Raw genomic sequence first — 25,835 nt, 5'->3', positions numbered from 1 at the left:
TAGAATGATTCCAATAAAGTGGTGTTAATGTTCTGTATAGACTTTAAGCAATAGATCCTTATCTCTAACAGTAGCTAAAAATATTTTGTTTAGCTGACTATACCCTAGTGAATCTAACTCATTTATTAACCAATCTTCGTTTTTATTAATGGATTTTAAGTTATGGCGTTGAATTTCACCCTCAACAATGACGACGATGGGAAGTCCATTATCATCAATATTTAAATCCAAATGACTAGGTGTAATGAAGCCTTTATCTTTTTTAGGCAGAACACTGATTTCACCATTAGGTTCTAATAATGCATAATCAACATCATTAATATCAAAATAGCCATTAGTACGAATAATCGACATTAACTCCGATAATGTATAGCGACTCTTCTTAAGATTATGTGACATAATCTTTCCATGTTTAATAAAAAAAGTTGGTTCCCCAATTAGATACTTATTCAACTTATTCCAAAGAGTCAATTTCGTTATGGCTAAATAAAGTAATAAAATGGTCGCCCCTCCAATAATGGCTTGTAACATTCCATTCACTTCAATAGAACCAAAAAGTAAATAAGCTATAAAGAAAAGGGCGCCAAAGTCATGGGCGGTTAGTTGGGCTAATGCTGACTTTCCTAAAAGTCGGACCGCCATTACATAAATAATAAACAGAATACTAACCTTTCCAATAAACAAAAGCATAGAATCATCCTAATAGTTAGCTAAATTAAAACGTTGATACAAAATTAGTATGTGATTTATTGAAAATCAAATACATGATGATCCGTTATAACAACTGTTAAATTTAGAGTAATAGGTAACTTCAAGAAGGGTTAATGCTGTTTTTGTCGAACTGTAATACAAACAACCAGTAGAGTTAATACAAATTATAAGATCGATATGAAGGGATGTTTTCAATGAATCAAAAACAACAAGATCGTGATAAAATCTCCAATAAAGAAAAAGCAGTTTCTTTTCTAAAACAGGTTGCTTCAGGGCAAGTTAGAGAAGCTTACACCAATTACGTGAGTTCAAATTTTCTTCACCACAATCCTTATTTTCGTGGGGATGCAGATTCACTCATGTTTGCAATGGAAGAGAATGCATCCCAAAACCCTGATAAGTCATTTGAAGTTAAACTTGCAATTGAAGAAGGAGATTACGTTGCAGTCCATTCCCACGTAAAACAAAATCCAGAAGACCTTGGAGCGGCAGTTGTACATATCTTCCGTTATCAAGACGGTCGTATTGTAGAATTGTGGGACCTAGGACAACCTGTGCCAGAGAATTCCCCTAATGAGAATGGGATTTTTTAATGTCAATGGAAAGCGGTCTTGTAAATATTAATTGATGGTTAGGTAACAGAAGGGGATATGTTTATGAAAATCAGAAAAGCTAACTATTCAGATACAGAAGGAATCGCAAAAGTTCACGTAGACTCATGGCGTACCACATACAAAGGTATAATCCCTAATAATTTCTTAGAAAATTTGTCTTATCAAAAGAGAAACGATTTGTGGGTTAGAAATTTATCCGAAGAAAACAGTTATACTTTTGTAGCCGAAAACTATGAAGGGTCTATTGTGGGGTTTATAAGTGGTAATTGTAATCCAGGAAATTTATGATAACCATTATTATAGGAAGGAGATCTAGTAGGAATTTAATGATGTTTTTTATCTAGGTTTACATAATATATATTATAGGAAGTTAGTTTAAAAAGCTTATTCAGAAATCAACTTAAATTCTAATGAATTTATATGCCATTATTAAAGTGAATCCAAATAAAACCAATGTTTATCACTCTTAAAATCTCCATTTTCTATTTAATCATTTTAGTATATATAGTATTATAAAATTAAGAATATTCTCTCAGGAGGTTTTGTGTTTTGTCTAAAGCAGTTTGGAATCCAACTACAGATTATATAAAGAATACAAGATTATATGAGCTTATGCAGGAATCAGGTTTTACCTCTTACGAAGACTTTTACAAACACTCTATTGAAGATATTGGTTCCTTTTGGGATCTAGCAGTCAATGCTTTAGATATTGAGTGGTATCAACCATATACCAATGTCATTAATTTAGATCAAGGGATTATGTACCCTGAATGGTTTGTTAACGGAAAAATGAATGTTGCTCATAATGCATTGGATAAATGGGCTTTAGATTCTTCTATGAAAAATGAAAACGCTTTAATTTGGGAGTCTGATGACGGCTCCATTATTCGATATACGTTTAAAGAGCTTCAAGATGAAGTGAATCGGATTGCTAATGGATTGGTTAATTTAGGTGTTCAAGAAAAAGATATCGTAACCATATATATGCCGATGATTCCAGAGACAGTGATTGCGATGCTTGCTATTTCTAAAGTAGGTGCCATCTTCTCTCCTGCTTTCTCTGGATATAAATCTGAAGCTGTTGCAAAACGAATTAACGCTGCAAATGCTAAATATTTATTAACGGCTGACGGTTTTTATCGTCGTGGAAAGGTCATTAACCTTAAAGAGGAAGCTGATTTAGCCGTTGCCTCCTCTCCTTCTATTGAACATGTAATAGTAGTCAATCGTACAAATGAAGATGTTAATTGGACTAATCAGGACGTATCCTGGAATGAGATTAGAACAGATCAAACTTCATTTGACACAAAACAAACCAATGGTAATGATCCTTTTATGATCATTTACACTTCCGGAACAACTGGTAAACCTAAAGGTGCGTTACATACTCACAATGGTTTCCCTCTAAAAGCAGCGTTTGATGCTGGTATTTGTATGGACGTGTGCAAAAAAGATACACTGTTCTGGTACACGGACATGGGTTGGATGATGGGCCCTTTCCTAGTATACGGTGGCCTGTTAAATGGAGCTTCAATATTAATGTTCGAAGGTACTCCAGATTACCCAACACCTAGTCGAATCTGGGAAATTGTTGATCGTCATCAAGTAACGCATTTAGGTATTTCTCCTACTTTGATTCGCTCAATTATGAATTTAGATGAACGTTATGTCACTAATCACGACTTATCGTCATTGAAAATGGTTGGTTCTACTGGTGAACCATGGAATGAAGAACCTTGGTTGTGGTTGTTTGATAAAATTTGCAAGCAGAAAGTGCCGATTTTTAACTATTCTGGTGGAACTGAGATCTCTGGCGGAATTTTTGGTAATGTCTTAGTCAAACCAATTGCTCCAGTAGCGTTTAATGCTGCCTTACCTGGTATGGACGTTGATGTTTACGATGAAGATGGCCAATCAGTAAAAAATGAAGTTGGTGAATTAGTATTAAAGCAACCTTGGGTCGGAATGACAAATGGGTTTTATAAGGAAAATGATCGCTATGAAAACACTTACTGGAGTCGTTACCAAGATACATGGGTCCATGGAGATTGGGTGATTTGGGACGATGAAGGATTCTATACTATTACAGGTCGCTCAGATGATACCCTAAATGTGGCTGGTAAACGATTAGGTCCAGCTGAAATAGAGTCTATTTTTGTTGAACATGATGATGTGGTTGAAGCTGGTGTAATCGGTGTTCCAGATAAAGTAAAAGGCGAAAAACCAATCGCTTTTGTAGTTGTTAAAAATCAACCACTCAGTGAAGAAGAATTAAAAGACGTATTGGTCGATCATGCTATCCAACGCCTTGGTAAAGCCATTGCACCAAAAACCGTTCATATAGTTGAAGACTTACCTAAAACAAGAAATGCTAAAGTTATGAGACGTGCGATTAAAGCAGCGTATTTAAATAAAGATGCTGGCGATTTATCTGCTTTAGAAAATCCATATGTCGTTGAGAAGATTAGAGAATTAGGAAAAGGTGTTATAAGTTAATAACACGAATAATCATAGAAAACGCTTGGATATTTAAAATCCAAGCGTTTTTCTATAGTCTTGTTCTACCAAATCTAGAACGAAAAATCACTTTATACTACTGGATATAAACATTGAAGCATCTTGATTCATAAAAATACGATTTCCATAATGGAAAGTCTTTATTTCAATTGATTTAAATCCAACTTCAGATAATATTTTTCTCAGTTCCTCATGTGAAAAACCGTTATGAACTTTCGGATGATTTATTTGATCATTTTTGTCAAAATCAACAATGATTAGTTTGCCACCATGATTTAATATATTGAACATTTCCTCTAGAATTTTTTTAGTATCCGGAATATGAAGAAGGACAAGTGACATTAAAACTATATCTGCCTTATGTTCAGGAGTTTCTTGAGTAAAATCAGAATAAAGTACTTTTGCATTGGTAATTCCTCGTTGTGAAATTTTAGATTCCGCAACCTCTGTCATTTGCTTGGATGAATCGATTAACATTATATGATCCACTAAATCTGATAGTTCTAGACTAATTAGACCTGTACCACTTCCATAATCGATTAAAGATTTTGATTGACTGTTATTTAATTCAAGCCTTACTTCATCAACTATAACTTTAGCTAATTCAACTCTATCTTCTGTATCATATTTTTTGGCCAATTGCTCAAAAACGTTATTTTCCATATTCCATTCTCCTATGTATTAAAAATTTTCTACATAGTGATCATTATATCAAATGGATTTACTTTGTAACTTTTTTTGATTTAATAATTAACAGAACAATTGCTAAAACAAAAAGAACTGTAGAAATCAGCAAAGCATTTGAAGTACCAATGACATCAATAAAAAAACTTAAAAACACTACAATGAATCCCATCATCAATAACCCTATAACCATTCAATGACCACCTTTCTATTTTAATAAAGCCTTATTAGTTTACATAATATTATTATAATAAACTAGTGATTCTTTAAGGTTTCACCTACGATTTTTCCAGAGAATAAACACCCACCTAAAAAGGTTCCTTCCAATGCTCTATAACCATGAACTCCTCCGCCTCCAAATCCTGTTACTTCTCCTGCTGCATATAATCCGTTGATTGGATTACCTTCTTTATTCATAACTTGTCCGGATAAATTGGTTTGAAGGCCACCTAATGTTTTACGACTAATAATATTTAGTCGTACAGCTATTAATGGTCCAGTATTAGGGTCTAATATTTTGTGTGGTTTAGCTGTTCGTATTAATTTATCGCCTCTGTAAAAACGTGACCCTCTTAAGGCTGTGATTTGTAAGTCCTTAGTAAATAAATTATCCATTTCCCGATCTCTTGCCTGAATTTGATTACGTATGTGATCTTCATCTAATAAATTAGAGTCTACTAATTGATTCATCTTATTAACTAAATCTGAGAGGTGATCGGCGATAACAAAATCTTCCCCCTTGTTCATAAAAGCTTGTACAGGTCCAGGTGCACCACTTTTTAATCGCTCTAATAATTTCCTATAACTTTTTCCGGTCAAATCTGGGTTTTGTTCCGATCCTGATAAGGCGAACTCTTTTTCGATAATTCTTTGAGTTAATATAAACCATGAATAATCATAACCCGTTTTCATGATAGTTTCGAGTGTACCTAAAGTATCAAAGCCAGGAAAATTAGGAGCTTGAAATCTGTTACCCTCTGCATCAAACCACAACGAAGAAGGCCCTGGTAATATACGAATTCCATGATCCGTCCAGACAGGGGCGTAATTTTTTATACCTTCCGTATAGTGCCACATTCGGTCACGATTAACGATTCGACCGCCAGCATTCTCACTTATTTCTAACATTCTACCATCTACATGATCAGGAACTCCTGAAATCATATTTTTAGGTGGTTGACCGAGTCTTTCTGGCCAATTTTTTCGAATTAGTTCAAAGTTAGCGCCAATTCCACCGCTTGATATGACAACTGAATGAGCATGATATGTAAATTCACCGACCACTTTTCGAGAACTTTTTTCCCCTCGCTCAACTGAACTGTTTTCTAAGATTGAACCAGATACACCAGTTATAGAATTAACTTCTACCACTAAGTTATCTACTTGATGTCTAGGTAAATAGTGTACTAATCCGTTATCAATATGTTTTCGAACCCTCTTTTCAAAAGCTTTAACTATGGCAGGTCCTGTTCCCCACACAATGTGGAAACGCGGAACTGAGTTACCATGACCATCTGCTAGATATCCTCCGCGCTCTGCCCAACCTACGACCGGGAAAAATTTGATTCCCATACTTTGCAGCCATTCTCGTTTTTCATTAGCAGCAAAATCGACGTAAGCTTCGGCCCACTTTTTTGCCCAATAATCCTCATCTTCTAAACGATCAAATCCTGCAGAACCCATCCAGTCCTGCCACGCTAATTCTTTAGAATCTTTAATTCTCATTTTTCGTTGCTCAGGTGAATCGACTAAAAATAACCCACCGAATGACCACCAAGCCTGTCCTCCAAGTGATGACTCAGACTCTTGGTCAAGTAACAAAACTTTCTTTCCACCATCTGCAATCTCAGCTGTGGCGACTAAACCCGCAAGGCCAGCACCTACAACGATTACGTCATACTCCATAAATTATTCCTCCCTACTAAAAAAGACCTCGCTAATTTTAAGCGAGGTCTAGATGTCATACTTAAACTGGATAGACTCCATGTTTACGTTCTGTAAATGTTAGATTTTTAGATTGATAAGCTTCTAAACGTTTAGTTAAATGATCTCTTAAATCATTAGGTTGAACGATGTCGTCGATGACCATTTCAGATGCTAATCGATAAATATCGATATTTTCTTTATATTCTTCTTGTTTTTCTTTTATAAATGCAGGGCGTTCTTCTTCAGGTAACTCGGCAATTTTATTAGCGTATACTGCGTTCACAGCCGCTTCAGGTCCCATGACTGCAATTTGAGCTGTAGGTAAAGCAATCGTCACATCTGGTTCAAAAGCTGGTCCTGCCATCGCATATAAACCCGCTCCATATGCTTTTCTGACGATTACAGAGATTTTCGGTACAGATGCTTCACTCATGGCAGAAATCATTTTAGCACCATGGCGAATAATACCAGCACGTTCTACTTTAGTTCCAATCATAAATCCTGGAATGTCTGCAAGGAATACGAGTGGAATATTAAAGGCATCACATAATTGAATAAATTTAGCCGCTTTATCTGCTGAATCGTGGAATAATACGCCACCTTTCATGCGCGGTTGGTTTGCAATGATTCCTACCGCCTGACCGTTGATTCTGCCTAGTCCTGTAATCAATTCTTTGGCGAATTCACGCTTAATTTCACAAAAGCTATTTTGATCAATCAAACGTTTGATTAACTCATACATATCAAACGGAGCATTCTGATTTTCTGGAATGAGTTCACGAATGGATTTTTCAAATTGTTCCGGTTCTATAGGATCTTTAACGGGAGGCTTACTTCTAAAGTTCTCAGGAAAATAGGTTAAATATTTTTGAGCATATTCAATAGCTTCTTGTTCACTAGATACAAGGACGTCTCCAACACCAGAAACCGAACAGTGCATACGTGCCCCACCCATTTCTTCTAGTGTTACTTTTTCCCCGATAACTTTCTCTGCCATACGTGGCGATCCTAAATACATTGATGCATTACCATCGACCATAACCACAATGTCACAAAAAGCTGGTATGTAGGCACCCCCAGCTGCGGATGGACCAAATAACAAGCAAACTTGTGGTACGCGTCCCGACATTTTTACTTGATTATAGAAAATTCTTCCCGCACCACGACGGTTAGGGAACATTTCAATTTGGTCAGTAATACGTGCTCCTGCAGAATCTACTAAATAAAGCATTGGAACTTCTAGTTTCATAGCTGTTTCTTGTATTCTGATAATCTTTTCAACTGTTCGTTTACCCCAAGATCCAGCTTTAACAGTTGAATCATTTGCCATCATACATACTGTTTGACCATTAATTTTACCCATCCCAGTCACTACACCATCCGCTGGGAGACTCTCATCCATGCAGTTCGCAAAAAATGCATCTTCAATATCTATATCATCATCGAAAAGCATTTTTAATCGATCACGAACAAACATTTTGCCTTTTTCTGCGTTTTTCTGATGATACTTTTCAGCACCGCCTTTTTCAATTCGTTCTCTTAGTTCTTCATGTACTTCTGTTTTTACCATCATTCTCACCCTTTCTGTTATTTACCTGTGAAGCTTGGTTGTCTTTTCTCTTTAAAAGCTTGTAAGGCTTCGATTCGATCATTAGTTGGAATCGTATTCATATAACAATTTCGTTCAATATTAAGTCCAGTTTTCAAATCATGATCAAAACCTTGATCAATCGCTTTTTTTGCCATTTGAACCCCAACAGGTCCGTTTTTTGCTATTTGAGTAGCTATTTCCAATGCTTTTTGAGCTAAATCATCAATAGGTACGACTTCTTCAATAAGGCCAATCTCTTTACCTTCTAAACTATCAAAGCGTTTCGCTGTTAGTATGTAGTACTTTGCTTTTGCAAGACCAATTAATCGTGCTAGGCGTTGTGTACCACCTGCTCCTGGAATAATCGCTAGTGATGTTTCTGTCAGACCCATTTTGGCATTTCCACTTGCAATTCTAATATCACAAGCTAAGGATAGTTCTAAACCACCACCAAAAGCTGCTCCATTAATGGCAGCGATGGTCGGAACTTTAAGGGATTCAACTCTTGTTATAACTTTACCAATTTCTCCAACCGCTTCTACTACTTCGTCTTGAGACATTGTTGCTCGTTCTTTAAGATCAGCACCGGCACAAAAAGCTTTTCCACCTTCTGCTGTGATAATGACAGCACGTAATGTCTCATTTTTCTCCACTTCTTCTAAGACTTGATTAAAATCTGCCAATAATTGTCGCGAAAAAGCATTAGCTGCCTCTGGCCGATTTAATGTAATCACGCCCACATATTCATCTTTTATTGAGAATGAAACTGTACTCATGTGGCTCCCCTCCTTATATCATAGAAGTCTGTCTGCAAATGTTCATTTGCTTACTAGGAAGTGACTTTTCAATTTTACCTTGGATCAACTGACCAGCTTGAAGTAACTGATCTAAATCCACACCTGTTTGAATACCCATTTCATGTAACATATGAACAAGGTCATCTGTGGCAACATTACCTGATGCTCCTTTTGCATATGGGCATCCACCAAGTCCACCAAGGGCCCCATCAAAGATATAGTATCCTTTTTCTAATGAAACAAGTGTATTGGCGAGGGCCATACCCCTAGTGTCATGAAAGTGTAGTGCTATTTGATCCTTAGTAAATTCTGTACCTATTAAATCAAGGAATTTTCCGACTTGAATAGGATTCGCCACGCCAATCGTATCCCCAAGAGATAATTCGTCAATCCCCATATCAAATAAATTCTTACAGACATTAATCACTTGTTGTTCATCGACTTTACCATCATATGGACAGCCAAAAACAGTCGATACATAACCTCTAACGGATTTTCCTTCTTGCTTTGCTTCTTCAACTACTTCTCTTAGCACTGGATAAGTCTCATCAATCGTTTTATTAATATTCTTTTTGTTATGGGATTCACTTGCAGACATAAATATGGATACTTCATCAACATTTGCTTCGATTGCGCGTTCTAATCCCTTCATGTTCGGAACTAAAGCTGCATAAGTAATGCCTTCTTTACGTTTAATACCTTTAGCAACTTCCACCGCATCCTTTAGCTGTGGAATCCATTTTGGATGAACGAAGGAAGTGATTTCTATATAGGATAAACCAGTCTCAGATAACTGGTTTATCCATTCAATTTTATCATCAGTCTTAATCTCTTCTTTTTCGTTTTGTAAACCATCTCGTGGTCCAACTTCTTTAATCGTTACTCTTTCTGGAAGACTCATAATGACTCTCCTTTATAAAAAAGTTCTTTACTCGATTACAGCTATTACGTCTCCCTCATTGACAAAGTCACCTTCATTAACTTTTAATTCTTTAACCGTTCCAGTTGTTTCCGCTGCAATTGGGATTTCCATTTTCATAGATTCTAAGATGACAACATCTTGACCGCTTTCTACTTGATCCCCTTCATTAACGACTACTTTCCATACGTTTCCTGCCATGCTTGCTGTTACTTGATTCATGTTAAATTCCTCCTATTGATTGACTAAAATGTATTCTTGAATAAAAGATGTGCGGGTATGGCCATCTTTAAATGCTTGTAATTCAACGATATCTTTTAATAATGGAAGATTCGTTTTAATTCCTTCCACTTCATATTTAGATAATACAGTTTTAAGATTTTTAACGGTTTCTTCTCTAGTACTTCCACTTACAATGAGTTTGGCAATCATTGGATCATAGAATGGTGTAACTTGATATTCGTTTTCTACCGCTACATCATGACGAATGAATGGTGCCTCAGGTAGTGAAAGTTTAGTAATTTTACCTGGAGACGGGAAGAACGTTTTAGGATCTTCTGCATAGATTCTTGCTTCAATCGAATGGCCTTGAATCTGAATGTCTTCTTGTTTTAATGTTAATTCATCACCAAAGGCCACTTTTAGCTGTTGTTCGACTAAATCGATTCCTGTGATTTGTTCCGTGACGGGATGTTCAACCTGTAAGCGGGTATTCATTTCTAAAAAGTAAAAGTTTTGGTCTTCATCAACTAAAAATTCAATTGTGCCAGCATTTTTATATTGAATGGCTTTTGCCGCTTTGATAGCTGCGTCCGCCATCTTCTGTCTTGTTTCCTCTTTTAATAGAGGTGAAGGTGCTTCTTCAATAACTTTTTGATGGCGACGTTGAATGGAACATTCGCGATCAAACAAATGAAGAACATTTCCATGATGATCGGCTAAAAGTTGGATTTCGATGTGGTGAGCGTTTTCAATTACCTTCTCAATAAACATCGTGCCATTACCGAAGAATTGTTCAGCACGTCTAGCATTACTTTCAAATGCTTTTTCTAATTCTTGATCGTTATGAACAATTTGCATGCCGATTCCCCCACCACCGTGGGATGCTTTTAGCATGACAGGATAGCCGATTTTGTTAGCAAATTCTTTTGCTTCTTCAGTTGTACTAATCGGATCATTTGTTCCAGGGATAATGGGTACACCTGCTTTTTCCATTGTTTTTCTTGCTGTTAATTTACTACCCATTTGATTAATTGCATAAGAATCAGGGCCAACAAAAACAATGCCTTCATCTTGAATGCGTTTCGCAAAATCAGTGTTTTCGCTCAATAGTCCGTATCCAGGATGTATAGCTTCAGCATTGGCCTCTTTAGCAACTTCAATTATTCGGTCTACATTTAAGTAGCTTTCATTAACTCTGGCTGGTCCAATGAGATAGGCTTCATCCGCTTCTTTTACATGTGGTGAAGCTTCATCCGCCTCTGAATATACTGCAATGGTTCTGATATTTAATCGTTTACATGTTTTAATAATTCTTTTTGCAATTTCTCCACGATTTGCAATTAAAACAGATTCAAACATAAGATCTCCCCTATTATTTATTTTTGCATAATGACTTCTTTTGCTTGTTCTCTTAGTTTAAACTTTTGAATCTTACCACTTGCCGTCATAGGATATTCATCTGTAAATTCAATGTATTTAGGGATTTTATGATGTGAAATCTTACCACTACAGAATTCTCGAACTTCTTCAGCTGTTAATTCTTTACCTTCTTTAGTGATAATCCATGCCATTAACTCTTCGCCGTACTTTGGATCAGGTACACCGATGACTTGAACATCAACAATATCTGGGTGCTTATATAGAAACTCTTCTATTTCACGTGGATAAATGTTTTCTCCGCCGCGAATGACCATGTCTTTAATACGTCCGGTAATTTCAACATAACCTTCTTCATCCATAATCCCAATATCACCTGTGTGCAGCCAGCCTTCAGAGTCAATCGCTGCTAAAGTGGCTTCTTCGTTATTATAATAACCTTCCATCACTAAATAACCGCGTGTACATAATTCACCAGGTGTGTTAGGAGGAACTTCATCGTTAGTACCAGGATGAACGATTTTAACCTCTACATTTGGATGAGCTCTTCCAACTGTACGTACACGTCGTTCGATAGAATCATTGGTTCGAGTTTGTGTAATAACTGGTGAAGACTCTGTTTGACCATACGCGATTGTAATATCAGATGCCCCCATTTTATTCATGACATCTTTCATTACTTCCATCGGACAATTGGACCCTGCCATAATTCCTGTCCTTAAGGAGGACAAATCATATTGTTCAAAATTCGGATGGTTTAACTCAGCAATGAACATTGTTGGAACACCATGGACAGCTGTACATTTTTCCTGTTCAATTGCGTTGAGAACTTTTTCTGGATCAAACTGTTCAATCACAACCATCGTTGCACCTTGCGAAACGGTAGCTAACGTTCCCATGACACATCCGAAACAATGGAAAAATGGTACGGGTATGCATAGACGACTTTCTTTTGAAAGCTCAATACATTCTGCCACTTGCTTACCATTATTAACAATATTGTAATGAGACAACATGACTCCTTTAGGAAAGCCAGTTGTACCAGAAGTATATTGCATATTAATAACATCTTTATAATTTAGGTCATGTTTTCGTTTGTTGAGTTCAGAATCTGTTACACGTTCACCAAGCTGAATTAAATCGTCAAAGTTATAACAACCTGGGTAACGTTGATCACTTAAAACAATGATGTTTTTTAACTTTGGTAGTTTACTAGATTGGATGTTTCCTTTTTCACTCGTTTCTAACTCTGGAACAACCTCTTTTAAAATATCGAGATAAGAAGACCCTTTAAATTCTTCTGTTAAAATTAAAGTTGTTGTATCAGACTGTTGTAGGAGATATTCTAACTCTTGTGCGCGATAGCTCGTGTTGACGGTAACTAATACTGCCCCCATTTTTCCAGAAGCAAATTGTGTGGTGACCCATTCTGGTTTATTATCTGCCCAAATGGCGATATGTTCACCTTTCTCAACATCTAGTGCCATTAGACCTTTAGCGACTTTGTTAACTTTTTGGTTAAATTCTTCATAGGTCCAACGAATATTTCTTTCAGGGTAGACCACAGCTTCATGATCAGGGTGTTCATCCACTTTCCTTTCTAACAACTCACCAATCGTTAATTCGAGTAATGACATAGATTCATACCTCCTTAATGATTAACAACCTAATTGTCGTGCTATAACTAAACGCTGTACCTCAGATGTCCCTTCGCCAATTTCTAGTAATTTCGCATCTCTTAAATAACGCTCAACTTCATATTCACGCATATACCCATATCCACCGTGAATTTGAATCGCTTGGTTGGCCGAACGGAAGGCCGTTTCTGTTGCAAACAACTTTGCATATGCTGCTTCTTTTGTAAAGTTCTTATCTTGGTCTTTTAACCATGCCGCTTTTAAAACCATGTTTCTGGCTAGTTCGACTTCCATTGCCATATCAGCTAATTTAAATTGAATCGCTTGGAAGTTAGAAATGGATTGGCCAAACTGCTTACGCTCTTTAGCATAAGCTAACGCTCGATCTAAAGAAGCTTGTGCAATCCCCACTCCTAATGCTGCAATCGAAATTCTACCGCCATCTAATGTGTATAAAAACTGTTTAAACCCTTTTTGCGGATCGCCTAATAAGTTGTCTTTAGGAACACGAACTTCTTCTAAAACAATTTCAGCTGTATTTGACCCACGAACTCCCATCTTATCGTAGTTGTCATTAATCGTTAGTCCGGGTGTATCTGTAGGAACAATAATAGCCGAAATGATGTTTTTACCTCGATCATCCTTACCAGTGACAGCGGTTACGATAATTTGTTGAGCATATGATGCATTGGTGATGAAACATTTTTCACCATTAATAATATACTCGTTACCTTCTAATTTCGCCGTTGTTTTCGTTCCTCCTGCATCCGATCCAGCATTTGGCTCAGTTAATCCAAAAGATCCTAACGCTTTACCAGATGCAAGCGGTTTCAAGAATTTTTCTTTTTGTTCTTCAGTACCGAAATAGTAAACAGGACTAGAACCAAGTGAAACAGCGGCAGCGTAACTTAACCCTGTACTCCCACATACACGTGCAATTTCTTCAGCAGCCAACGCGTAAGATACGGTATCGCCTCCAGAGCCTCCGTACTCTTCAGGAAATGGAATTCCTAATAAACCTAACTCTCCCATTTCTTTGAAAATATCCTCTGGGAATTCAGCATTAACATCAATCTCAACTGCACGAGGTGCAATCTTTTCTTGGGCGAAATCACGAACCATCTTTCTAATCATTTCTTGTTCTTTTGTTAACTCAAAATTCAATATTGTCATCCCCCTTAATTTTAAGACCGACTAGTTGGTCTGTGTGAGTCTTAATGAAAACGCTTACGTTAAGCGCTTAAATAAAAGCCTAAAACTTTAACTCCTTTGAAAGCTTAGACAGTTGATATTCTTTTATCGCTTTTTCTGTTAATAGCCCTTTAAATATAATGTCTATGTAAGTAGATGCAATTTGGTCAATGGTTTTGGGTCCATCTTTTTTATACCATTGATACGTCCAGTTAACCATTCCTAAAATCGACATAGTGGTAACCGTCGTAGGTAATTCGATTCGAATATCACCATCTCGTTGTCCTTCTCGGATAACTCCTTTGAGTATTTCTTCGTATGAATCTCTTTTCTCCTTGATTAATTGATAATACTCTTGCTTCAAATAATTGTATTCTTGATTAAAAACGACAATATGTTGATTGTAAAGATCATAAACTCGAACTAACGATTTCAGCATTTCATGGAGTTGATGAACGGGTTGGTGATAACGCTTTTTGGCCTGATTTGCTTCATTTAATACATAAGAAACAAACGTATCATGAATGACATACAATAGTTCATCTTTTGATTTGAAGTGGTGATAAAAGCCACCTTTTGATGTTTGACAATGTTCAACAATGTCTCTAACAGTCACTCCATGAAATCCTTTTTCAGAGAATAACTGTAATGAAGATTGTATGATTTTTTCACGTAATTCCGACATAACCCCCTCCTTACTTTAATTTTATATTATCACAATTTTTATAAATATCAAAATATAATTTGTATACTATCTGATAAAAATAAAATCTAGTAAAAAAAAGACTTGGAATCACCAAGCCCTTTTATTCATTAATCATTAATCCATTGATCAACGGTATCACGATTTTCTTCAATCCACTCAGATGCTGACTCTTCAAAGGATATATCTTCCTCTTCATAAGCTCTCATCATATCTTCTAATTCCGTTACTTCAATGTTCCACTGCGAAAGAATGTCATATGCTTCAAGATATTGATCTTCAATTCCATTGTATGATAAAACATAGACATTATCATATTTAAAATGTTCTTGAGTATCTTCTAAAAACTTCAAATCATATTTAGAAAACATAGAATGAGGCCTCCACCCTGTAATAATAAAGGGCTCCTCATTTTTGATTTTATCATCAATAACAGACATCATAGCTGCTTCACTTGAAGGTACCAATTCATACCCTTCTAAGTCATAGTTTGGATCATTCATGACTTCCTTAGAGATATCAACAATACCTGCACCTTCACCGATTGTCACAATCTCACCGTCAAATTTTTCAGCTTGACCGGCTAAATCATCAATTGTTTCTTCTTCGACATACTCTGGAACCACCCAACCTAAAGGGACCTCTTCGTAGCTTGTTGCTACTTTTTGCAGGTCATTTTTATAATCTTCCCAAAGGGTTGCTTCAGTGTAAGGTAACCAAGCATCCATGAAAAAATCGACTTCTTCATGTTTCATACTTTCCCAAATGACGGGTTGATCCAATAGCATAACCTCAACCTCGTATCCAGCTTCTTCTAAAATTTGTTTTGCTATTTGTGTTGGAGCCTTAGTACTTGTCCAAGAGGTTTGACCAAAAACGATTTCTCCTTTGCTTTCACTATTTGAATCCCCTCCACAAGCTACTAATATTAAAGCTATAAACAGCAATATTGTTGCTAGGATATTTCTCATAAATGATAAATTCTCCCTTTCTCTTTATGTTTTAATCTTTTTATATTGCTCTCTAAAAGTTTCGGGAGTGAATTTTAAGGAATCCACTTTATTTGCTTCCCAGAAATTGTGTTGTTCCCCATTAATCTTTTTCTTCATGTTATTAGTGTTGTAAATTTTGAGGTTATAAATCCAGTTAGCCATTGTAATCATGGCTGACATGTGTGCACCTTCATTTGAGGCACCACACATATCTTCAATCAAATGAATCTTATAATCTCTAAAATAGGCATCAAAAGTTGATGTCATAAGACATCCATCTGTCACCACGCCACCAATTATTATGTCTGTCACACCTAAATTTCTAAGAATTAAATCTAAACTCGTCTCATGGAAAGCACTCCAACGATATTTATCGATTACGATATCATCTTTATCTGGCTTAATCTCATCGAAAATATCAACTTGTTCTGTGTCGGAGTTATAGTAATAAGGTGTCCCATCTACGTTTAATGGTTCACCAATTGAAAGACCAATACCATCGAAACGATTAATTTGTCGTGTATATATAACGGGGATATTAGACGCTTTACTTGTTTTAATTATCTCTTTTGTATTTTGAATAACACGATCCATATTGTTAATTCCAAAATTCGATTCTTTCTGTAAGTCAATCAATACTAATGCTGTTTTACTTTTCATCTGTATTACTCCTTATGATGTTCTGTAGGAAGGTGGTTAAAAATCTCTCTAGATTCAAGAGAATTTGCAAGTCGCATAATCCAATTTAAATAATTCTTGGCATCAGCGATTAATTCAAGGTCTCTAGTAGCAATGTGTTCAGCTTCCTTGCTATCAGGATTATTGGCGATGTCTTCAATAACAGGTTCTGTCTGGTCTATAGCTTTAGTGAGTAAACTACGCTCAAGCCTAATCATCTTCACAAAAAAGTTCAGGAAATTCTTTAAGAAATCTTTTTCAGCTATGAAATGGTCTTTTCTTTCCCCTTTTTTCCAAACTTTAGTTACCATCTCAGTTTCCATTAGTTCTCGAATTCCATTACTGACACTTGCTTTACTCATTGCCACTTGATCTTTTATGTCATCTAATGTTAAAGGTTCATCCGAAAAATATAGGACACCATAAATACGTCCTACTGATGGCGTGACTCCATAAATCACCATGGATTGTGCTATGGCACTAACTATTACATCCTGTGACTCTTGTAGAGATTCTAAGTGATTACTCAATTAGGGTTACCCTCCTTTTTGTCTAATTTATATAATACATTTTAAACGTTTTATATATAATGTCAAATAAACTCGCCGAGTTTCAATAAAATGGATTATAATAAGTCCTATTTTTTATCATTTCTTTATCCTCAATAAAAAACACGTGAAACCATTAAACGATTTCACGTGTAATAACATTGCAGATGTATTTTTTAAACTATTCTTGTTCTTCATCATCAAAAACTTTTTGGTACTCTGGATTAATTTGTGTATCAATCACATCACCGTGTTGATCCGTATCAATCACAAATGAACCATTGCTGTAACGATCACTTTCTCTAAATTCTAATGGTGTAACTTGTTTAATCTCGCCTTTTTCTGTTTCTAGTGTGATGACTGTATCATCACTTACTAAATGGAATCCAACAATTCGATGAGGGTGGCGTTTTAATTCACGTAACATAATTAAGCCACGTTTTGCTCTACTACTCTTTTCAAATTCTGAAAAATTCATTCGTTTACATGCCCCTCTATGGGTGATCACAAATAGTGATGGCGATTCTAAGTCATCAAAAACTTCACCACTTACAACATATTCTCCATCTTTTAATGTCATTGATTTAACACCAGCAGTTTTCACTCCAACTGGCTTCAACTCATCTTCATGGAACCAAAGACCATAACCTGTATTGGAAGCTAAAAAGACATCTTGATGTCCATTGGTTAAATGAACATTGACCAATTCATCGTCACCTTTAAGCTTCATTGCAGTTATTGGTTTGGAATAACGCTGTACTTTGTGAGCTTTCAATTCGGATTTTTTAATCATTCCGTTTTTAGAAACGGTTAGAATATATTGATCTTCATCAAAACCTCGTACTGGGATCGCTTTAATAATCGTTTCATCTCGTTCAATTGGAATAATATTAGCTATATGCTGGCCCATGTCTTTCCATTTGATATCAGGTAGCTCATGTACCGGAATATATAAATATTGCCCTTTATTAGTAAAAAGAAGCAGAGTATCAGTTGTATTAATTTCCATCATATGAAGGAGATGGTCATTGTCTTTCATTTGTAAATCTTCTACATTTGAAGCAGCATATGAGCGAGTACTGGTTCGCTTAATATAGCCCTCTTTGGTAACCGATACCACTACATCCTCTGAAGGAACCATTACTTCTAAGTTAATTTTGATATCTTCAATTTCTGACTCAATTTTTGTACGTCTATCAGATTTATAGTTTTTCTTAACTGCCTTTAAGTCTTGTTTAATAACTTGAAGAAGTTTATTTTCATCTTCTAGTATGGCTGTCAGTTCAATAATTTTCTTTTTTAGTTCTTCTGCTTCTTTCTCTAGATCTGTAATATCCGTGTTCGTTAAGCGGTAGAGTTGGAGCATAACAATAGCTTCAGCTTGTTCTTCGCTGAAGTTATATTGAGATATAAGTCGTTCCTTAGCATCTTTTTTATTTTCGGAAGAACGAATAGTTGCGATTACATCGTCTAAAATCGAAATCGCATAAATCAATCCTTCTAAAATATGGGCTCTGTCCTTCGCTTTTTTAAGATCAAATTTCGTTTGACGCTCTACCACTTCTCTTTGGTGATGGACATAAGCATCTAACAGTTGTGGAAGCGTCATAACTTTTGGTGTTTTATTAGCGATGGCAACCATATTAAAGTTATACGAAATCTGTAAATCAGTATTTTTATATAAGTAGTTTAGGACGCCTTCACTATCTGCATCTTTCTTAAGTTCAATAACGATTCTTAAACCCGTACGGTCCGTTTCATCACGTACTTCAGAGATACCCTCTACCTTACGCTCAATTCTAAGCTCGTCCATTTTTTTCACGAGAGTTGCTTTATTGACTTCATATGGTAACTCAGTTATAACAATTTGTTCCTTTCCACCTCTTACAGGCTGAATTTCAGCCAAGCCACGAACCACAATTTTGCCTTTACCAGTTTCATAAGCTTTTCTAATCCCATCTACACCTTGAATAATTCCACCCGTTGGAAAATCAGGTCCAGGTAACGTTTTCATTAGTTCATCGACTGATGATTCGGGCTTTTCAATTCTTTTAATCACAGTGTCTATTACTTCTACTAAATTATGAGGAGGTATGTCAGTTGCATAACCGGAAGATATACCAGTTGAACCATTAACTAATAGATTTGGAAACTTTGCTGGTAGAACAACAGGTTCAAAATCTGTATCGTCAAAGTTTGGAATAAAATCAACTGTATCTTTTTCAATATCTCTTAATAGTTCAGATGATATACCCGATAACCTTGCTTCGGTATAACGCATCGCCGCTGGAGGGTCACCATCAATACTACCGTTGTTACCGTGCATTTCCACTAGTTCTTGACGGACCTTCCAAGATTGACTTAATCGTACTAACGCATCATACACCGACGTATCTCCGTGAGGATGGTAATTACCAATAACCGTACCAACTGTTTTGGCTGATTTACGGAAAGGTTTATCATGTGTATTACGCTCTTGATGCATGGCATACAGAATACGTCGTTGAACGGGTTTTAATCCATCACGAGCATCAGGCAGGGCACGATCTTGAATAATATATTTACTATAACGACCAAAACGGTCGCCAATGACTTCTTCTAATGGTAAATCTAAATACTTCGCTTGTTCTGCCAACGTTCTTCCTCCTAGCTATGCAATCTTTCATTATCTAATATTGTGTCATCGTCTTCCATACCAAAGGCGACGTTGGTTTCAATCCATTTACGCCTTGGCTCTACTTTATCACCCATTAAAGTTGCTACACGACGTTCAGCTCTGGCAACATCTTCAATCGTAACTCGAATTAATGTACGGGTTTCAGGATCCATGGTCGTTTCCCATAATTGATCTGCGTTCATTTCACCAAGACCCTTATATCGTTGTATGGTGTAACCATTTTTGAATTCTTTGATTAACTTTTGCATCTCACCTTCATCCCATGCGTATGCTTCTTTTAGGTTCTTACCCTTACCTTTAGAAACTTTAAATAGAGGTGGTAATGCAATATAGACCTTTCCTTGTTCTATTAAAGGTCGCATGTATCGATAAAAGAATGTAAGTAATAAAACTTGAATATGTGCTCCATCTGTATCAGCATCGGTCATAATGATGACTTTATCGTATTGTGAATCTTCAATATTAAAATCGGCACCAACACCAGCGTTTATGGTGTGTACAATAGTCGCGATTTCTTCATTTTTGAAAATATCATCTATTTTTGCTTTTTCCGTATTTATTACTTTACCACGGAGCGGTAAAACAGCTTGAAATCGTCTGTCGCGTCCTTGTTTAGCAGATCCCCCTGCCGAGTCCCCCTCTACTAAGAACAATTCATTTTTCTTAGGGTTTTTTGACTGAGCAGGTGTTAGCTTACCACTTAATAATGAATCTTTCCGTTTACGCTTTTTACCGTTACGGGCGTCTTCTCTAGCTTTTCTCGCAGCTTCTCTTGCCTCTCTTGCTTTGATTGCCTTCTTAATGAGCATTTTAGAGACATCTGGATTTTCTTCTAAAAAGTAAGATAATTGCTCTGAAACAATGCTTTCAGTAACACTACGAGCTTCAGGAGACCCTAGTTTGCTTTTAGTTTGACCTTCAAACTGTAGCAATTGTTCCGGTATTCTTGTCGAAATTACGGCTGTAAACCCTTCTCTAATATCATTACCATCTAAGTTTTTATCCTTTTCTTTTAACAATTGCATTTTTCTAGCATAATCATTAAATGCTCTAGTGATGGCCGTTTTAGCTCCAGATTCGTGTGTTCCACCGTCTTTAGTTCTTACATTATTGACAAATGAAAGAATGTTTTCTGAGTAACCATCATTATATTGGAAGGCAAAATCAATCTCGATATTTTTTTGTTCACCTTCAAATGAAATTACTGGATGTAAACCATCTTTGTCTTCATTAAGATAATCGACAAAAGATTCCAACCCATCAGGGTATTTATAAGATTCTTCTGCATCATGTCGTTCATCTTTAAGAATGATTTCGATACCTTTTAATAAGAATGCTGCTTCCCTTAGTCGTTCAGATAGAATATCGAATTGGTAATGAACAGTTGAAAATATAGTCGGATCTGGTTTGAATCGAATAGTGGTCCCCGATTTATTCGTATTACCTTGTACCTCGAGACCGGTTACGGGTTTTCCGCCATTTTCAAAGCGTTGATAATGTTTTGTTCCGTCACGACAGATCGTGACTTCTAACCATTCTGAGAGAGCATTTACAACTGAAGCTCCTACACCGTGAAGGCCTCCACTTGTTTTATAGCCACCTTGTCCAAATTTACCTCCTGCGTGTAACACTGTGAAAATAACTTCTGGAGTGGGTTTTCCTGTTTTATGTAATCCTGTAGGCATGCCTCGCCCTTCATCTTTAACTGTAATCGACTCATCTTTGTGAATCGTTACATGAATCTTTTCACCAAATCCAGCTAAGGCTTCATCAACTGCATTATCTACAATTTCATATACTAAATGATGTAAACCACGATGGTCTGTACTACCGATATACATACCAGGTCGTTTTCTAACGGCATCTAATCCTTCTAATACTTGTATTGAATCATCATTATAAGCTTGATTTAATTGAGACAATCGGTACGACCCCTTTCTTAACTTTAAGGTTATGTCTTTGTTATTCATTCGGTAAAAGCTAGAAAAATCCCTGTTTACGAACAGAGATTTCCTTAGCTAACCGTTTCAATTCCCTATCACCTTGGAATGGACGACCTTAATACATAAATCCATTATGACGGTAAAGTCGTGTTCTTTCAACAGTTCACGGGCTTTTTCATTAGAAATGCCCAATTGAGCCCAAAAAACTTTACAATCCGTCTTGATCGCCTCTTCCGCAACATCTACTAAATATTCAGATCGTCTAAAGACATTAATAATATCAATTGGTTCCTTTATATCTTCAAGTGTATTATATGCTTTTTCCCCTAGAACTTCATCAACTTTAGGGTTAACAGGAATAATACGATATCCATGCTTTTGCATTACTTTAGAAACTCGATAACTCGTACGTGACGGATTATCTGATAAACCTACAACGGCAATTGTTTTAGCGTTTTCTAAGATTTCTCTTAATTCTGCATTAGTCGGATTATTCAATTCCAATCCCCTCCAATAAACGCTTTTGTCTTTAGCATAGCCGTTTTTAATTAATTTCTCAAATATTATTTCAAACATGTAACAATAAAATTAAAAATCCACTTCTTTATTTTCTCTAGATTTGATAGAATATAATAAGCTAAAAAACTCGTGGAGGATACATCATGGAATATGTTATATTTGCAATCTCAGCCTATTTATTAGGCTCCATTCCATCAGCACTGATCATCGGAAAACTGTTTTATCAAATAGACATTCGCGAACATGGCAGTGGTAATCTTGGTGGAACCAATACGTTCCGCGTGTTAGGCGTAAAAGCAGGACTTATTGTTTCAATAATGGACATACTAAAAGGGACAGCTGCGGTGGTTCTTGCAATATGGTTAGCGCCATCTGTTGAACCCCTTATAATTGGGGCATTTGCTGTTCTTGGACATACTTATCCACTTTTTGCACGATTTCGTGGTGGTAAAGCCGTTGCAACATCCGGGGGCGTTTTATTAGGGGTTAGTCCGTTATTATTTTTGATTCTAGTCATTTCTTTCTTTACGTTTTTAAAGTTGTTTAAATATGTCTCTTTATCTTCGATGTTAGCGGGTATTATTGCTGTTATAACATCACTCATTATGAAAGATATTGGACTAATAATCGTGACGGTTTTATTAGCGAGTTTTGTTATATACCGACACAGAGAAAACATTAAACGAATTAAAGATAAGACTGAACCCAAAATATCTTGGATGTAAAACGAGAGTCCCCAACATATGGTGGACTCTTTTATTTTTTAGCCATAACAATTTTTAGAAAGGTGCATTACATGAGAAAAAAAATTATAACGGGGTCAATCATTTTCCTTATGACATTAGGAATTGTTTTATATATAAACTTATCAGATCACAATGAGCTTTCTGCTGTTCAAGTTGCTAACAACCCAGCTATAACAGTCGATCACTATACAGAAAATAAATATTTTGAAACTTCGATTACCTTAAATGCTATTGGAGATTTATTAATTCACAGCACGGTTTATAATGACGCTCGAACGGGTGCAGGGTTTGATTTTAATCCAATGTTCAAAGACATCAAATATTATCTAAGAAATGCAGATATTACGATTGCAAACCAAGAAACTGTTCTTGGAGGAGCTAAGATAGGGTTATCTACTTACCCACAATTTAACTCTCCTCAACAATTAGGAGATACGTTAAAAGAATCTGGTGTAGATATCGTATCAATGGCTAATAACCATACCTTAGATCGTGGTGAAGAAGCAGTAATTAGCGCGACTAATTATTTACAAAACATTGGTGTTGAATATGTAGGCGCTTATCAAAGTGAAGAAGACAAAAACACTCAACGAATCATTCATAGAAAAGGGATTGCAGTTGGATTTTTATCTTATACGTATGGGACAAATGGTATCCCAGTACCTGAAGGCAAAGAACACTTGGTTAATTTAATTGATGAAGAACAAATTTTAAACGATCTCGAAGAACTTAAACCAAACACAGACTTTATTGTTGTTAGCATGCATTTTGGCGAAGAATATCAACCGCTCCCGAATGATGAACAGGTTCATTTATCAGAGTTATTAACTAATAATGGAGCAGATGTTATTATTGGTCATCACCCACACGTCCTACAACCAGTGGATTGGATTGCGACTGATGAAGGTGAAGATAAATTTGTAGCTTATTCACTCGGAAACTTCTTATCTGGTCAAACAGGGACAGATCGTTTAATCGGTGCGATTATGCAAATTGAATTAACTAAAACTATTCAAGGTAACAATGAAAAACAATATAAAGTATCAAATGCAAAAATGATGCCAACATATAACCAATATGAAAACTTTAGAAACTATAAAATTGTTCCTTTGGTTGAAGCTAATGAATATAGTTTGTCAAACGCTCAACAATGGTTTGAAGATAAAAAAGAACTCATTCAAACATACACAGATAATATTGAAGTAGTTCCTTATTTAGAATAAGTTTAATAAATTGATATACATTAACTGATTATTTATACTTAAATTGTATCGATTAGCGAGCTGCTCTATTTGAAAGGAGTCATAGATATGAACGAGATTAAGACGAAGAAACAACTTCCTAGTAAAGAAGAACGACATAAATTATTTGGTTCAGTTGAGCCAGGTCCCCGTACGAAACCTGAAGAAAAAAGTAAAATGCCGGATTTACAAAATACAAAGAAAGATTTTCTTTTTGAACTAGATGCGGTAGGTGTTCAAAATGTCAAACACCCGATTGTCGTTCCTAGTACACTTAATCCTAAGGAACAGTCCACTATTGGTAATTTTTATTTTGCATCTACCATTTCACAGGATTCAAAAGGAACTAATATGAGTCGTTTTACTGAACAGCTAAATGTATATCATGCTAATGGATTTAAAGTTGACATCAAAACGTTGAAACAATTTGTAAAAGAATTACAAGGTAGATTAAAACAAAAGGATGCGGAATTATCGGTTGAATTTCCGTGGTTCTTTGAAAGAGAAGCTCCTTATACAGGCAAATCTGGCATGAACCATGCAGAGGCATGGATCAAAGTAAACTATCACCATGAAAATGGTTATGATGTCAAAGTTGGTCTGAAAGGCAAAATCACCACTTTATGTCCTTGCTCTAAAGAGATTAGTGAATACAGTGCTCATAATCAGCGTGGAAATGTAATTATAGAAGTTACACTAGACCCTGATTATGACGAGACGAATATTGATTGGAAAGAAGTATTATTAGAAGCAACTGAGTCAAATGCTAGTGCTAGAATTCACCCTGTACTCAAACGTCCAGATGAAAAGATGGTTACAGAACAGGCGTATGAAAACCCTAGATTTGTTGAAGATATGGTTCGACTGGTTTCAAGTGATTTATATGAGTTAGATTTTGTAAAGCAATTCCATGTTAAATGTGTGAATGAAGAATCCATTCATTTACATGATGCAATTGCTTCCATTACGTATGATAAACGTAAGGAAAAGTGATTTAAATGAAACATGTATTTATTTATTTGATTCGTTTTTACCAAAAATATATTTCACCGTTAAGAGGTCCTTCTTGTCGTTTCTACCCTACATGCTCTGAATACGGACTTGAGTCTTTTAAACGATTTGGTTTTCTTAAAGGATTTTACTTAACGGTAAAGCGAATCTTTAAATGTCATCCTTTCCATCCTGGAGGATTTGATCCGGTACCTGAAAAAAGAAAAAGGTAAATTAAAGAGGCAACCCTATTTCGGGGTTGCCTTATTTTTAGGCTCTATAATATTTGTTGGGGTAAAGGTTATTTTCTGATAATTCACTATAAGTCTTTAAGAGTAACTTCCAGGTTAGGCCTTCCCTTTCCACGGGCGATCCGCGAGCCTCCTCGAACTCCACTAACGTTACGTTCTGTGGGGTCTCGCCTGGCTCGCTTCACCCGTAGGAGTGTCAGGCCTACCTGGATTTCAGGGAAATTTGCAAAAATAAAAACACGCAAGCTCCTAATTTGTTAGAATTTGTTTAGACCAATAAACAAAAAACAAAGGAGTTGCGTGTACTATGTATTCTAACATTTCCATCCCTGGTTTAGAAGAGTTTAATATTACTAAATCC

25 protein-coding genes are annotated in these 25,835 nt (G+C 36.1%); 7 read left to right on the top strand and 18 right to left on the bottom strand.

Annotated features, from left to right (window positions below):
- Positions 1–24: 24 nt before the first annotated feature.
- On the bottom strand, positions 25–690 hold the full coding sequence (locus BMY57_RS10815; protein WP_091774189.1) for a DUF421 domain-containing protein: 666 nt from the start codon (positions 688–690) through the stop codon (positions 25–27).
- Between the two features lie 215 nt (positions 691–905).
- Between BMY57_RS10815 and BMY57_RS10810 the strand changes: the two genes are divergently transcribed.
- The 3 genes from BMY57_RS10810 to BMY57_RS10800 all read left to right on the top strand — a co-directional run bounded on the left by BMY57_RS10810 (position 906) and on the right by BMY57_RS10800 (position 3,821).
- A complete protein-coding gene (locus tag BMY57_RS10810) occupies positions 906–1,304 on the top strand; it encodes a nuclear transport factor 2 family protein (RefSeq protein ID WP_091774187.1) in 399 nt (132 codons plus the stop codon).
- A 63-nt stretch (positions 1,305–1,367) separates the two neighbouring features.
- Positions 1,368–1,613: a hypothetical protein gene (locus BMY57_RS10805; RefSeq protein ID WP_091774185.1), complete on the top strand. Its 246-nt coding sequence runs from the start codon at positions 1,368–1,370 to the stop codon at positions 1,611–1,613.
- Between the two features lie 261 nt (positions 1,614–1,874).
- Positions 1,875–3,821, top strand: coding sequence for an AMP-binding protein (locus BMY57_RS10800; protein ID WP_256205298.1), 1,947 nt, complete (start codon positions 1,875–1,877; stop codon positions 3,819–3,821).
- Between the two features lie 87 nt (positions 3,822–3,908).
- Here BMY57_RS10800 and BMY57_RS10795 read toward each other — a convergent pair whose 3' ends face one another.
- From BMY57_RS10795 to BMY57_RS10720, 17 genes are all read right to left on the bottom strand, one after another.
- Complete coding sequence (locus tag BMY57_RS10795; RefSeq protein WP_091774183.1) at positions 3,909–4,505, bottom strand: class I SAM-dependent methyltransferase; 597 nt, start codon at positions 4,503–4,505, stop codon at positions 3,909–3,911.
- Positions 4,506–4,563: 58 nt separating this feature from the next.
- Positions 4,564–4,719: a hypothetical protein gene (locus BMY57_RS16120; RefSeq protein WP_177176373.1), complete on the bottom strand. Its 156-nt coding sequence runs from the start codon at positions 4,717–4,719 to the stop codon at positions 4,564–4,566.
- Positions 4,720–4,781: 62 nt separating this feature from the next.
- Positions 4,782–6,431 (bottom strand): FAD-binding dehydrogenase, encoded by a 1,650-nt coding sequence (locus BMY57_RS10790; protein ID WP_091774181.1) that lies wholly within the window; start codon positions 6,429–6,431, stop codon positions 4,782–4,784.
- A 61-nt stretch (positions 6,432–6,492) separates the two neighbouring features.
- Positions 6,493–8,022: an acyl-CoA carboxylase subunit beta gene (locus tag BMY57_RS10785; RefSeq protein WP_091774179.1), complete on the bottom strand. Its 1,530-nt coding sequence runs from the start codon at positions 8,020–8,022 to the stop codon at positions 6,493–6,495.
- 17 nt (positions 8,023–8,039) lie between these two features.
- Complete coding sequence (locus BMY57_RS10780; protein ID WP_091774177.1) at positions 8,040–8,819, bottom strand: enoyl-CoA hydratase-related protein; 780 nt, start codon at positions 8,817–8,819, stop codon at positions 8,040–8,042.
- 13 nt (positions 8,820–8,832) lie between these two features.
- Positions 8,833–9,741: a hydroxymethylglutaryl-CoA lyase gene (locus BMY57_RS10775; RefSeq protein WP_177176372.1), complete on the bottom strand. Its 909-nt coding sequence runs from the start codon at positions 9,739–9,741 to the stop codon at positions 8,833–8,835.
- Positions 9,742–9,768: 27 nt separating this feature from the next.
- Entirely contained in the window at positions 9,769–9,981 is a 213-nt protein-coding gene (locus tag BMY57_RS10770) for an acetyl-CoA carboxylase biotin carboxyl carrier protein subunit (protein ID WP_091774173.1), read from the bottom strand.
- Positions 9,982–9,993: 12 nt separating this feature from the next.
- The gene (locus BMY57_RS10765) at positions 9,994–11,340 is read right to left on the bottom strand and encodes an acetyl-CoA carboxylase biotin carboxylase subunit (protein WP_091774171.1); all 1,347 of its coding nucleotides are present in this window, start codon (positions 11,338–11,340) and stop codon (positions 9,994–9,996) included.
- A 17-nt stretch (positions 11,341–11,357) separates the two neighbouring features.
- Positions 11,358–12,995, bottom strand: coding sequence for an AMP-binding protein (locus BMY57_RS10760; protein ID WP_091774169.1), 1,638 nt, complete (start codon positions 12,993–12,995; stop codon positions 11,358–11,360).
- 21 nt (positions 12,996–13,016) lie between these two features.
- Entirely contained in the window at positions 13,017–14,159 is a 1,143-nt protein-coding gene (locus BMY57_RS10755; RefSeq protein WP_091774167.1) for an acyl-CoA dehydrogenase, read from the bottom strand.
- A gap of 88 nt (positions 14,160–14,247) precedes the next feature.
- Positions 14,248–14,871, bottom strand: a complete 624-nt coding sequence (locus tag BMY57_RS10750; RefSeq protein ID WP_091774165.1) for a TetR/AcrR family transcriptional regulator — start codon at positions 14,869–14,871, stop codon at positions 14,248–14,250.
- Between the two features lie 128 nt (positions 14,872–14,999).
- Positions 15,000–15,860, bottom strand: a complete 861-nt coding sequence (locus BMY57_RS10745) for a glycine betaine ABC transporter substrate-binding protein (RefSeq protein WP_091774164.1) — start codon at positions 15,858–15,860, stop codon at positions 15,000–15,002.
- Positions 15,861–15,884: 24 nt separating this feature from the next.
- Positions 15,885–16,541 carry a cysteine hydrolase family protein gene (locus BMY57_RS10740; protein ID WP_091774163.1) on the bottom strand — a complete coding sequence of 219 codons (657 nt, stop codon included), beginning with the start codon at positions 16,539–16,541 and terminating at the stop codon, positions 15,885–15,887.
- A 5-nt stretch (positions 16,542–16,546) separates the two neighbouring features.
- A complete protein-coding gene (locus tag BMY57_RS10735) occupies positions 16,547–17,089 on the bottom strand; it encodes a GbsR/MarR family transcriptional regulator (protein ID WP_091774162.1) in 543 nt (180 codons plus the stop codon).
- 199 nt (positions 17,090–17,288) lie between these two features.
- The gene (parC, locus tag BMY57_RS10730; protein ID WP_091774160.1) at positions 17,289–19,742 is read right to left on the bottom strand and encodes a DNA topoisomerase IV subunit A; all 2,454 of its coding nucleotides are present in this window, start codon (positions 19,740–19,742) and stop codon (positions 17,289–17,291) included.
- 11 nt (positions 19,743–19,753) lie between these two features.
- The gene (gene parE / locus BMY57_RS10725) at positions 19,754–21,754 is read right to left on the bottom strand and encodes a DNA topoisomerase IV subunit B (protein ID WP_091774158.1); all 2,001 of its coding nucleotides are present in this window, start codon (positions 21,752–21,754) and stop codon (positions 19,754–19,756) included.
- Between the two features lie 57 nt (positions 21,755–21,811).
- Positions 21,812–22,231: a CoA-binding protein gene (locus BMY57_RS10720; protein WP_091774228.1), complete on the bottom strand. Its 420-nt coding sequence runs from the start codon at positions 22,229–22,231 to the stop codon at positions 21,812–21,814.
- Between the two features lie 158 nt (positions 22,232–22,389).
- Between BMY57_RS10720 and plsY the strand changes: the two genes are divergently transcribed.
- The 4 genes from plsY to yidD all read left to right on the top strand — a co-directional run bounded on the left by plsY (position 22,390) and on the right by yidD (position 25,456).
- Positions 22,390–22,971 (top strand): glycerol-3-phosphate 1-O-acyltransferase PlsY, encoded by a 582-nt coding sequence (gene plsY / locus BMY57_RS10715; protein WP_091774156.1) that lies wholly within the window; start codon positions 22,390–22,392, stop codon positions 22,969–22,971.
- Positions 22,972–23,042: 71 nt separating this feature from the next.
- On the top strand, positions 23,043–24,215 hold the full coding sequence (locus tag BMY57_RS10710) for a CapA family protein (protein WP_256205297.1): 1,173 nt from the start codon (positions 23,043–23,045) through the stop codon (positions 24,213–24,215).
- A gap of 87 nt (positions 24,216–24,302) precedes the next feature.
- Positions 24,303–25,226: a GTP cyclohydrolase FolE2 gene (gene folE2, locus BMY57_RS10705; RefSeq protein ID WP_091774154.1), complete on the top strand. Its 924-nt coding sequence runs from the start codon at positions 24,303–24,305 to the stop codon at positions 25,224–25,226.
- Between the two features lie 5 nt (positions 25,227–25,231).
- Complete coding sequence (yidD, locus tag BMY57_RS10700) at positions 25,232–25,456, top strand: membrane protein insertion efficiency factor YidD (protein WP_091774152.1); 225 nt, start codon at positions 25,232–25,234, stop codon at positions 25,454–25,456.
- Positions 25,457–25,835: the final 379 nt, after the last annotated feature.

Origin of the sequence: Piscibacillus halophilus, from assembly GCF_900110685.1 — a bacterium.
In the GTDB taxonomy this organism is placed as follows: Bacteria; Bacillota; Bacilli; order Bacillales; family Alkalibacillaceae; genus Piscibacillus; species Piscibacillus halophilus.
The sequence above is the reverse complement of the archived record's forward strand: the minus strand, read 5'-3'. Positions and strand labels throughout refer to the sequence as shown.